Raw genomic sequence first — 11820 nt, forward strand, 5'->3', positions numbered from 1 at the left:
TTATTGTCTCCTGCCTCATCAAAATTTGTACCATTTTTCATAGACTTTCCAATTCAACTATGATATACTCGACGCACAGGAGGTGAAACAATATGACAGATAGTGAAAAACTTGACCTGATCTTAAATGAGGTGCAGGGCATGAAATCTGATATGCATGGTTTGAAAATTGACGTGCAAAATCTGAAGAGTGATGTGCAAGAACTGAAAAACGATGTGCAAGAACTGAAAAACGATGTGCAAGAACTAAAAAATGATGTGCAAGAACTGAAAAGTGACGTACACAATCTGAAAAATGATGTGCAAGAACTGAAAAGCGACGTACACAATCTGAAAAACGATGTACAAGAACTAAAAATTAAAGTAAAGAACCTGGAAACTGGCATGGAAAATCTGAACACAGAACTTCAGGAAGTAAAGCGGCGCGTCACTAAAACAGAGCTGACGATCGAAAACGAAATCCGCATCAACATCCAGCGTGTGGCGGAGGGCCATCTTGACTTGTTAAGAAAGCTAAACGAATTGGTAAAACTCTACGGTGAAATCAAAGATAAGCAGGAAGTGCATGACATTTATATCAACATGCACGATAATAAGTTAAAAGCATTGGTGGCACAGTAATAATCACTTTGTCAGATCGGCGGCGAAAAAGTAAACTACCAAATCCCAGATCGCTTCTACCGCCAGTTACTCAAATCTCAGATCATATCTCAATATTTTTTCTGATTTTTTAATTCCTCGTACAGCAGGCAGTAATTATCATAGCGAATTTTATTGATCTTTCCTTCAGAAAGTGCCGTTCTGACCATGCAATCCGGCTCATGTACATGTACGCAGCCCATAAACCTGCACTTGTTCTCATAAGGCAAAAATTCCGGATAAAGGTACCGCAGTTCTTCCTTCTCCAAGTGAAACAGTCCCAGTGAACTGAATCCCGGCGTATCCATCAGGTACGTATCCTCTGCAATGCAGATCAGTTCACTGTGACGTGTCGTATGCTTTCCTCTGGCAATCTTCTCGCTGACAGCCCCTGTCTCCATCCGTACATGAGTCTGCAGCGTATTGACAAGAGAAGATTTACCAACGCCGCTTGGACCTGCAGCCGTTGTTGTTTTTCCCTGCAGCAAATCTTTCAGTTCCTCGATACCACTGCCATCCAGGGTGCTTGTAAAGACCAAACGGCAGCCCACTGCTCCATATATATCCCGAAATGCCTGCTCTTCCTGCTGCGTAGCCATGTCCGTCTTGTTAAAGCAGACGATGCCAGGCAGGCCCTGCTGCCGGATCATCACGAGAAATCGGTCCAGGAGATTAAAATTGGGCAGAGGACGATTCATGGCAAATATGACAAGCGCCTGATCGACATTGGCAACTGCCGGCCTGATCAAGGCATTTTTTCTGGGAAAGATCTGATCGACATTGCCCTCTTTTGCACTCTCATCGATCACAGACATCTCCACATCGTCTCCAACCAGAGGTTTTATCCCCAGCTTACGGAAAATGCCCTTTGCCTTACAGGTATAGATCTCCCCTTTCCCCGTATGGACATAGTAAAACCCTGCAATTCCCCTGATGATCTTTCCTTTCATGATACCCTTCCGCCTGCTATGATTCCGGTGTAAACTGTACCGGCCTTTCAATGATCCTCTGTTCCTGACTCCCCGGAACCGTAATCTGCTCTCCGGTAGCCGGATCAGTCGTCACTGTCGGCTGTGTCTCCGCCGTGTATACAAATGTAAGTTTCCCTGCTGAACTCCCTTTAATGCCCGCGATATTAATGGAAAAAGGGAAACTGGTTCTGTTATTTTCACGAAGCAGTTCCTGACCGCTGTCAGTCGTCAAAACGACCGTCACAGGCGTACCTGCCAGAAATGCCGGGTCTTCCAGTACCGGACTATCCACATTGGCTACATAACCGTAAGTCAACTCTGCCGGCCCCACACTGATCCTTATATCGATCGGCGTTGACGGATCAACGAGCATATCCGGAGACGTGCTCTGATAACATACAAGACCGGTAAATGCCGGGTCCTCATAATTAACTTCCTCCACATTGCCAACTACAAGCCCTGCTTCTGTGAGTGTGACAGTGGCATCCATCTCCGACATGCCCATGACACTGGGCACACGTACCTTACTCGTATCCGGCCCGCTGCTGATCTGAAGACTTACGGTAGACCCTCTGGGCACCTTCTCTCCTGCCTTGGGAGACTGACCTGCCACATTGCCTTTCTCTACCGTATCGGACGGCACATCCGTCTTTCCGACCTGAAATCCTTCTTTTTCCAGAAGCGCTGTCGCTTCCGCCAGTGACTTTCCGGTCACATCGATCATCTCGATACCTTCTTTGCCCGCACTCACCGTCAATTCGACTGTCGTACCAGCAGCAGCCATTCTCCCTGCTGCGATGTTACTGCCGATTACAATATCCTGTTCATATTCGGAAGATTCTTCATACGCCACACTGTAACTAAGGCCAAGCTCGCTTAACATTTCTTTCGCCTTTGTCAGCGACATTCCTTTCACATCCGGCATCTCTACTTCTTCTTGCTTCTCTGTGCCGAATCTGGATTTAATATCATCCAGATCCACGATCCCCAGTGTCTTGCCTGCAATAAAAAGGACGATACAGCCAATGAGTACCGCTGCGATTACTGCCAGTATCGTAGTAATGCGTTCCATCTTCGGATCATAATCGTCCTCATCCTCTTCGTCGTCTTCCATTCTCTCGCTTCTGCTTTTACCGGACTTGCTCTTTTTCGGTTTCCTGCCAGTATCGTTGAGACGCAGATGTTCTTCTTCATTATCCTTTTTGGATGACTTTTTCTTTGGTTTTATATTTTCACTGCCTTGCTCCGTCACAACCTTGGTCTGTCCCGCCGTATCTCCATCGTCAATCACGACAAAGTCTTCATCCGGATTGATCAGAGAATGTTTCAGGTCCTCAATGACTGCTGCCATTTTCTGATAACGTCTGTCGGGACTTTTCTGTGTACATTTGTACACGATCTGCTCCGCACTGACAGGGATTTCCGGTACAAAATCTCTCGGAGACGGCATCTGATCCTGAATATGCTTAATCGCAATAGCTACTGTCGTCTCCCCATTAAAGGGGACCCTGCCGGTCAGCATCTCAAATAATGTGACACCAAGAGAATAAATATCGCTTTTCTCGTCGCTGTAACCACCTCTCGCCTGTTCCGGAGACGTATAATGTACCGAACCCATGACATTGGACGTGATCGTATTGCTTGTCGCCGCCTTGGCAATCCCGAAATCCGTTACCTTCACTTTACCGTCTTTAGATATGATAATATTCTGCGGTTTGATGTCCCTGTGAATGATATGGTTGTTATGCGCGGCTTCGATCCCCATGGAAACCTGAATCGCAATACTGATTGCTTCCTTGACCGACAGTCTCGCCTTTTTTTCTATATATTTCTTTAATGTAATGCCCTCTACAAGCTCCATTACAATATAATAAATATCGTTTTCCTCTCCGACATCGTACACATTGACAATGTTGGGGTGCATCAGCCCCGCTGCCGCTTGTGCCTCGCTCCGGAATTTGGAGACAAAATTGGTGTTTTCACTGAATTCCTGTTTTAACACTTTTACCGCCACAAAACGGTTCAGTTTGTGATCTTTTGCTTTATATACATCAGACATACCGCCGGTGCCGATCTTTTCCAATATTTCATATCGGTCGCCTATGAGCATTCCAATCTTTATCATCATTTACCTCCAGCAGCGCAGCATCTGCGCCATCAGTAACTATTTCTCTTCCCAGGTCGCAAAGGAATCAATCAGGATCACTGCAATGTTGTCTTTCCCGCCATTTCTGTTGGCTGCGTCAACAAGCTGCCGTCCTTTTTCCGAGAGGCTCCCGTCTCCGCTGACGATCTCCCGGATCTCTTCATCCTCCAGCATATTCGTAAGCCCGTCCGAACATAGCAATATAAGGTCGCCCGGTGTCACAGATACCTGAAAAAAATCGATCTCTATCGTATCCTGTGCACCCACGGCTCTCGTAATAATATTTTTATCAGGATGACTTCTGGCTGCCTTTTTATCGATACCTCCCATACGGACCATCTCTTCCACAAGAGAATGATCCTTTGTGATCTGCCTGATCTCTTCCCGGTCGATGATGTACAGACGACTGTCCCCGACATTGGCGCACTGTAACACAGCGTCCTCAAGCGTGGCTGCCACTACCGTAGTGCCCATCCCGAAAAGATTCTCATTTTCCTGCGCCATCCCCCGGATATACGTATTTGCCTCCCGAATGGCATTACCCAGTATCCATACGGGTTCCGTCTGCTCCGACAGCCTGATCTGATGCTCCATCATCTCAACCGTATATCGGGACGCATAGTCACCCGCATTGTGGCCGCCCATACCATCCGCCACAATAAACACATTCGGAAGGTTTCCAATGGGGCATACCGATGCGAACACATAATCCTGATTCAATTTTCTCCGCTTTCCAATATCTGTGATGGAAAATGCCTGTAACACCTTTATGCCTCCTGCAAATAAACCTACTATTCCATATTTACAAATATTAGCATACATACAGTAAAAGAGCAAGTGAAAACTCCCCTGCTCTTATAGTAGCCGATTATTATACTTTAAATTCCGCATAAATGCAAGTTATAAAACGAACACTCACGGCATCACATCCCGAAGCCGGGCCGTATCGATAAATTCAGCGACAAAATCCGTGCCGGGATACAGGCAGATGTCCTCGGGCGTACCGGTCTGCTCGATCCTGCCTGCATTGATGATTACGATCTGATCTGCCACTTCCATCGCTTCCTCCTGATCATGGGTTACAAAAATGCTCGTAATTCCCACACTGCGGATCATCTCTTTCAGCCATGAGCGCAGTTCCCGTCTCACCTTGGCATCGATTGCCGCAAAAGGTTCATCCAGCAAAAGGAGCTGAGGATCAGGCGCAAGCGCTCTCGCAAATGCCACCCGCTGACGCTGACCGCCGGAGAGCTGATGGGGAAACCGTTTGCCCAGATCGCGCATGGCGATCAGTTCCAGCAGAGCGTCAACCCGGTCATCGATCTCTGCCCTCTTCTTTTTCTGTACACGCAGACCAAAGGCAATATTTTCCCGCACTGTCATATAGCGAAACAGAGCATAATTCTGAAAGACAAACCCGATCCCCCGACGGCTGCCCGGTATGTCGTTGACTCTCTCTCCATTGATAAGGATGTCTCCGGAATCCGGCCGGTCCAGTCCCGCGATCATCCTCAGAATCGTTGTTTTCCCACTGCCGCTCGGACCGAGCAGCGCCGCCAGTTCTCCCTTCCCGATACCGAAGCTGACGTCTTCGGAAGCCTGAAATCCGTCAAATGTTTTATTGATATGCCGCATCTCCACATACATGGCTGCTCTCCTGTCTGTTTTTCGTTGTTCTCTTCTGTACTGCCTTTTTCTTACACTTTTATTTCCGGTTTTCTTCCCTGAATCTTCTCCGTACTTTCTATCTTGCCGCCTCTGCGTGTTTCCTCTCTGTTTCCGCACCCTGTCATTTTTGTTTCCATTCGATCAGGTTACGCGCAAGTAACAGCAATACCGCAAGCACAACCAGTATCGACGATACCGCAAAGGCGGCCGTCGTCTGAAATTCATTATATAAAATCTCCACATGAAGCGGCAGCGTATTCGTCTTCCCCCGCAAATGGCCGGAAATCACAGACACAGCGCCGAATTCTCCCATCGCTCTGGCCGCGCATAAGACTACCCCATATAGCAGCGCCCAGCGGATATGGGGAAACGTAATCTTACAAAATATCGTAAATCCCTTTGCTCCCATCAGCGCCGCCGCTTCCTCTTCTTCTTTCCCCTGTGCATTCAGAACCGGAAACAGTTCCCGGAATACAAACGGTAGCGTGACAAAAATAGTCGCCAGAATCACACCGGGCACCGCAAACACAATCTTTATGCCATGCATTTTCAGGAAATCCCCCATCCACCCCATATTGCCGAAAGTCAGAATAAACACCAGTCCTGCAATGACAGGAGAGACCGAGAACGGAAGATCGATCAGCGCCGCCAGCGCTTGCCGTCCCTTAAAATAATATTTCGACAATAGCCAGGAGGCAAACAGACCAAATATCGTATTAACCGCCACTGCACACAACGTCGCTGATACCGTTAGCTGTAGCGCCTTTTTTGTATATTCATCCAGCACGGCGTCCCCATATGCTTTCCAGCCGTCCCGCAGGGCATTTGCCACGGTCACGATCAGGGGCAGAACAAGCATTAACAATAAGAATGCCGCGCTGACGCCGATCAGCACGGCCTTCATGCCCCGGTCTGACGGAACCTTATGCGGCGGAATCACTTTCCGTATGGCAGTAATACCGTCTCCCGTAATATCCTGTTCATAGCTTTTCCTCAATCTTTGCGACTCTGTTTTCCTCAATGTCAGTTTCTCAGCTTTCCTGTTCATCGTCTGTTCCGATCCCGTTCTCCTCTTTGCAGACGCCGCACCGTCCGTTTATCACGCTGTCATGCGTCTTTCTTTTGTCTTCTAACTGTCTCTGCTGAATTTCTGCATCGCCAGCTGCACAGAATTGATGAGAAACATCAGCAGGAATGACAGCACAAGCAGTACCAGAGCGATTGCCGCAGCATCCTCATATTTATATTGTTCCAATTTCATCATGATAAGCAGCGGCGCAATCTGTGTTTGAAAAGGAATATTTCCGGCAATAAATACAACGCTGCCATACTCGCCAATACCTCTGGCAAACGCCAGCCCAAACCCGGCCAGAAGCGCCGGAAACAGCTCTGGTAAAATCACATGGAAAAAGGTATACGCCGGTCCTGCGCCAAGCATCGTGGCAGCCTCCTCATATTTCACATCCAGTTTCTCCAGGACCGGCTGCACAGCCCGGACAACAAAAGGAATTCCCACAAACACCATCGCAATCGTAATGCCGGTTCTGGTATAGGCGATCCGTATACCGGTCCTCGCTAACAGAGCACCGATCCATCCCTGATCAGAATAGAGATATGTGAGTGCAATACCCGCCACAGAAGTCGGCAGGGCGAGCGGCAATTCGATCAGCCCGTCCATCAGACGCCTGGCTGGAAACTCATAGCGCACGAGAACCCAGGCGAGAAGCAGTCCGAAGGCAGCGTTGATAACCGCCGCCATAAACGCGCAGGAAAGACTGACGGCATAACCGGTCATCACCTGCCGGCTTGTGACAATATCTGTAAATTCCTGAACGCTGAGCTGTCCCGCATATAAGAAGAGCGATGCCAGTGGTATGAGCACGAGACTGCCGAGCATGGCAAGTGTGATACCGAGAGACAGTCCAAACCCGGGAATGACTCTGATGCCATTGCGATTGATAATCTTTATGATCCGCTGTTCCATAAGTGCTCCTTCTCCTGTTCATGCGACCGATCGTCTATTCATAAATCTGATCGAAGACAGCGCCATCGTCAAAATAAGTGGCATACGCTTCTTTCCATCCGCCGAAATCATCGATTGTCACAAGAGTCATCTCCAAGTCAAACTGCCCGGAAAATTCCTGCAGAATTATCTCATCGGACGGACGATAATAATGTTCCCCGGCAAGACGCTGTGCCTGCTCACTGTACAGATACGACAGATAAGCCCCGGCGGCTTCCACTGTTCCGTGGGCGGAGGCGTTGGCATCCACAACCGCCACCGACGGCTGTGCCAGTATACTGATACTCGGCGTCACAATCTCGAACTCTCCCGGATATGCTTCCATGGACAGATATGCCTCATTTTCCCAGGCAATCAGCACATCTCCCTGTCTGTTCTCCACAAATGTATTGGTCGCCGCTCTGGCACCGGAGTCGAGAACGAGCACGTTTTCATATAACTTCTTCATCTGTGCCTTCGTCTCCTCTTCTTTCTCTCCATCCTGTTTCTGCCAATATGCCCAGGCGGCGAGGAAATTCCAGCAGGCCCCGCCGGATGTCTTCGGATTCGGCGTGATCACCTCCACACCGTCCCGGACCAGATCATCCCAGTCCCGGATGTTTTTTTCATTGCCTTTGCGTACCAGAAAGACTATCGTAGAGGTATACGGTGCACTGCCCTTTGCAAACTCTTCCATCCAGCCAGGCTCGACCAGCCCCGCTTCTTCGATGGCCATAATATCATGGGCCAGCGCCAGTGTCACCACATCGGCCTCATTTCCTTCGATCACCGAGCGGGCCTGAGAACCGGAACCGCCGTGCGACTGCGTTACCACCACGTCCTGCCCGCCCGTTTCCTTCCAATAGGCAACAAACAATTCATTATAAGCGGCATAAAATTCGCGGGTCGGATCATAGGAGACATTGAGCAGCTCCACCGCCCCATCAGCGCCTGCTACCTGCTGCGCCTCATCTCCGCATCCTGTCAGAACGCCGCAAAGTATCAGCAGCGCCGCTGCCGCGGAGACCGGGCGCGAAACAAACCGCCGCCAGTTTGTCTTTTCATCCGTTCTCACCATTCTCATTGCCTTTATCATTTTTTTCCCGGCTGTCTTTCTTAGCACAGTCACTTTACTTATCTTTATTGTCTTTATTCTCTTTAACGTATTTGTCATTCCTGTCTCTTTCGTCTTTGACTTTGTTATCTCTCCTTAATCCAGATACACAACGACCGCCGATACGATCACTGTTTTATATATTGTCGTATCTCTGCCATCACCTTCTCAGCCGCCTCTTCCAGCGTGAGGGCACTCGTGTCGATCTCGATCTGTGCATGCGACGGCGGCTCATAAGGGCTGGATATTCCCGTAAAATTCGGAATCTCTCCACTTCTCGCCTTCTGATACAGTCCTTTCACGTCGCGCCGTTCACACACATCCAGCGGTGTACTCACATAGACTTCCAGGAAGCTGTCATCTCCAATGACCGCTCTGGCCCGCTCTCTGTCACTCCGGTAAGGGGAAATAAATGCCGTAAGCACAATCAGTCCCGCATCATTCATCAGTCTGGCTACCTCCGCCACTCTTCTGATGTTTTCAATCCGGTCCTGTTCCGTAAATCCGAGATTCTGATTGAGTCCCATCCGCACGTTGTCCCCATCCAGCAGCATCGTATGGTTTCCACTTACATGAAGACGCTTTTCGATCTCGTTGGCCAGTGTCGATTTCCCTGCGCCCGATAGTCCTGTAAACCACAGTGTCACCGGTTTCTGTCCCATTTTACCTGCACGCATTTCCCGGGAGATGTCCAGTTCCTGCCACACGACATTTTCAGATCGTCTGAGCGCATGTTCGATGACGCCGCAGGCCGAAGTCATATTGGTAACCCGGTCAATCATAATAAAACTGCCCACCGATCTGTGGCTCCGAAACCGGTCAAACACGATCGTTTCAGAGGCCGCAATGTCACAGACCGCCAGCTCATTTTTATATAACTGCTTTACGGGCAGATGCACCCCTGTATTGACATCAATCTTGTATTTCACTTTCATGACAATCGCAGGGACCTTCTTGGTTCCTGTCTTTAACAGGAATCCCCTGCCCTCTACAAGCGGGCTCTCATCCATCCATAGCAGCGATGCGGTAAACAGTGCCGCCGTATACAGCTTTGTATCTCTGACAAACACACAGCCGCGGGAAACGTCAATCTCTCTGTCAAGCTGTATCGTCACCGGACATCCCGCCTGCGCCTTGGCCACTCTTTGGTCCGCTTTATAGATTGCCTGCACTGCAGCCTGCTCACGGCTCGGCAGTACGACAATCTCTTCTCCTGTCTCGATTGTCCCGCATTCGATCTGTCCCTGAAATCCCCGGAACCGATGATCAGGCCGGCAGACTCTCTGAACTGGCATTACAAAACCCTGTTCCATGTTCTCCTCATCAAGGTCCACCGATTCGAGAACCCCCAGGAGCGTATCCCCCTTGTACCATCTCATGTTTTCCGATGTTTGTGTCACATTGTCGCCTTCTGTAGCGGAGACCGGAATCACCGTCACGTGCTCCAGATCCAGATCTGCCGCCAGAATACGGACATCTTTCGTTACCTGTTCATAACGTGTCTCATCATAATGAACGAGATCCATTTTATTAACTGCAAACACAAAGTGCGAGATACCCATGAGCGCACAGATCCGGGCATGGCGCCTCGTCTGTAATAAAATTCCCTGCGATGCGTCAACCAGGATGACCGCCAGATCGGCAAAGGATGCACCGACGGCCATATTCCGCGTATACTCCTCATGCCCCGGCGTATCAGCCACGATAAAACTACGGTTCTGCGTCGTAAAATACCGATAGGCCACATCGATCGTGATCCCCTGCTCCCGCTCTGCCGTCAGTCCGTCAAGAAGCAGAGAATAGTCGATAAAACCGCCGCGGCTTCCAACTTTGCTGTCAAGCGCCAGCGCCTGTTCCTGATCGGCAAACAATAACTTAGCATCATATAACATATGTCCGATCAGCGTAGACTTCCCATCGTCCACACTGCCACACGTAATAAATTTCAGCAGTCCCTTCATATCAGAAGTAACCTTCTTTCTTTCGTTTTTCCATACTCGCAGAGCCGCCGTCCTTATCAATGACACGGCTTGTCCGCTCGGATGCCACCGAGCGCAGCGTCTCTTCAATGATCTCCTCAAGCGTCACCGCCCCGGAAAAAACCCCACCCGACAGCGGATAGCAGCCGAGTGTCCGGAAGCGGACCATCTTTCGCTCCGGGACCTCGCCCGGTAAAAGGCGCATTCTGTCATCATCGACCATGATAATATTCCCGTCCCGGCAGACGACAGGACGTTCTGCTGCAAAGTAGAGCGGAACAATGTCAATCGCCTCCCGCCGGATATACTGCCAGATGTCTTTTTCCGTCCAGTTCGAGATCGGAAACACCCGGATACTCTCTCCCTTTCTGATTTCTGTATTGTACAGCTTCCACATTTCCGGCCGCTGGTTTTTCGGGTCCCAGGCGTGAGCGGCATTACGAAACGAGAAGAGCCGTTCCTTGGCCCGGCTTTTTTCCTCGTCTCTGCGGCCACCGCCGAAGGCCGCCGTAAATCCATACAGATCAAGTGCCTGTTTCAAAGCCTGTGTCTTCATAATATCCGTATAAGCCGCGCCATGGTCAAAAGGATTGATGCCCTGTCTGATCCCTTCCTCATTCGTATAGACGAGCATCTCAATTCCCTTCTCTCCGGCGATGCGATCCCGAAAATCGATCATCTCCCGAAATTTCCATGTGGTATCAATATGTAAAAACGGAAACGGTGGTTTCTCCGGATAAAACGCTTTCATCGCCAGGTGCAGCATAACCGAACTGTCCTTGCCAATCGAATACAGCATTACCGGCTTCTCGCATTCCGCCGCCACCTCACGGATGATATAGATCGCCTCCGCCTCCAACTCGTCCAGATGTGATAATCCGCTCATTTGTTATTCCTCCAAATACACTTGCATGAGTTTGAACGCCATCTTTCTCTGTTCCGGCGCACTGCTCTCAAGAAGAGTCAAAATCTCCTTATCTTCCCCGCTCTCCGTCGATGCCGTCTCCCTGCCATAGATCAAAACATCGACCGTCACCTGAAAAAAAGAGGCTGCCTGTAATATCGTCTCGAGCGGAATCTCCCGCTTCCCCTCTTCCATTTCCAGATACGCATTTTCCTCCAGACCAAGTTCCCGGGCCATTTCCTGGCAGTCGGCCTCTCTCTGCAGACGCATCTGTCTCATACGGTCTCTCAAATCAAGTTTATCATCGGTCAGGTCACTTTCTTCTTTCATCAATGGTACGTCCTTTGTCTCATATATCTGTAATCCGGCAGCTTCCTGTCTTATGCTGCCTGCCCTCT

At 49.5% G+C, this 11820-nt stretch carries 10 protein-coding genes and 1 pseudogene; 1 reads left to right on the top strand and 10 read right to left on the bottom strand.

Annotated elements, in window-relative coordinates; genetic code table 11:
- The first annotated feature begins 92 nt into the window (after positions 1 to 92).
- Positions 93 to 620, top strand: a complete 528-nt coding sequence (locus tag V1224_10250; protein ID WWR14878.1) for a hypothetical protein — start codon at positions 93 to 95, stop codon at positions 618 to 620.
- Between the two features lie 89 nt (positions 621 to 709).
- On the opposite strand, the gene rsgA is transcribed toward V1224_10250, so the two are convergent.
- The 10 genes and pseudogenes from rsgA to V1224_10300 all read right to left on the bottom strand — a co-directional run bounded on the left by rsgA (position 710) and on the right by V1224_10300 (position 11752).
- On the bottom strand, positions 710 to 1588 hold the full coding sequence (gene rsgA / locus V1224_10255; GenBank protein WWR14879.1) for a ribosome small subunit-dependent GTPase A: 879 nt from the start codon (positions 1586 to 1588) through the stop codon (positions 710 to 712).
- A 16-nt stretch (positions 1589 to 1604) separates the two neighbouring features.
- Positions 1605 to 3737 carry a Stk1 family PASTA domain-containing Ser/Thr kinase gene (gene pknB, locus V1224_10260; GenBank protein WWR14880.1) on the bottom strand — a complete coding sequence of 711 codons (2133 nt, stop codon included), beginning with the start codon at positions 3735 to 3737 and terminating at the stop codon, positions 1605 to 1607.
- Between the two features lie 36 nt (positions 3738 to 3773).
- Positions 3774 to 4520: a Stp1/IreP family PP2C-type Ser/Thr phosphatase gene (locus V1224_10265; protein ID WWR14881.1), complete on the bottom strand. Its 747-nt coding sequence runs from the start codon at positions 4518 to 4520 to the stop codon at positions 3774 to 3776.
- A 183-nt stretch (positions 4521 to 4703) separates the two neighbouring features.
- Positions 4704 to 5402: pseudogene (locus tag V1224_10270) on the bottom strand (ATP-binding cassette domain-containing protein).
- Positions 5403 to 5544: 142 nt separating this feature from the next.
- Positions 5545 to 6327, bottom strand: coding sequence for a sulfate ABC transporter permease subunit CysW (gene cysW, locus V1224_10275; protein ID WWR17459.1), 783 nt, complete (start codon positions 6325 to 6327; stop codon positions 5545 to 5547).
- Between the two features lie 225 nt (positions 6328 to 6552).
- Positions 6553 to 7407: a sulfate ABC transporter permease subunit CysT gene (gene cysT / locus V1224_10280; GenBank protein WWR14882.1), complete on the bottom strand. Its 855-nt coding sequence runs from the start codon at positions 7405 to 7407 to the stop codon at positions 6553 to 6555.
- 34 nt (positions 7408 to 7441) lie between these two features.
- A complete protein-coding gene (locus V1224_10285; GenBank protein WWR14883.1) occupies positions 7442 to 8509 on the bottom strand; it encodes a sulfate ABC transporter substrate-binding protein in 1068 nt (355 codons plus the stop codon).
- A gap of 158 nt (positions 8510 to 8667) precedes the next feature.
- Positions 8668 to 10500: an adenylyl-sulfate kinase gene (gene cysC, locus V1224_10290; GenBank protein ID WWR14884.1), complete on the bottom strand. Its 1833-nt coding sequence runs from the start codon at positions 10498 to 10500 to the stop codon at positions 8668 to 8670.
- 1 nt (position 10501) lies between these two features.
- Entirely contained in the window at positions 10502 to 11404 is a 903-nt protein-coding gene (cysD, locus tag V1224_10295) for a sulfate adenylyltransferase subunit CysD (GenBank protein ID WWR14885.1), read from the bottom strand.
- 3 nt (positions 11405 to 11407) lie between these two features.
- Entirely contained in the window at positions 11408 to 11752 is a 345-nt protein-coding gene (locus tag V1224_10300; protein WWR14886.1) for a helix-turn-helix transcriptional regulator, read from the bottom strand.
- Between the last annotated feature and the right edge of the window lie 68 nt (positions 11753 to 11820).

It is taken from the genome of Lachnospiraceae bacterium JLR.KK008 (assembly GCA_037015955.1).
In the GTDB taxonomy this organism is placed as follows: domain Bacteria; phylum Bacillota; class Clostridia; order Lachnospirales; family Lachnospiraceae; genus VSOB01.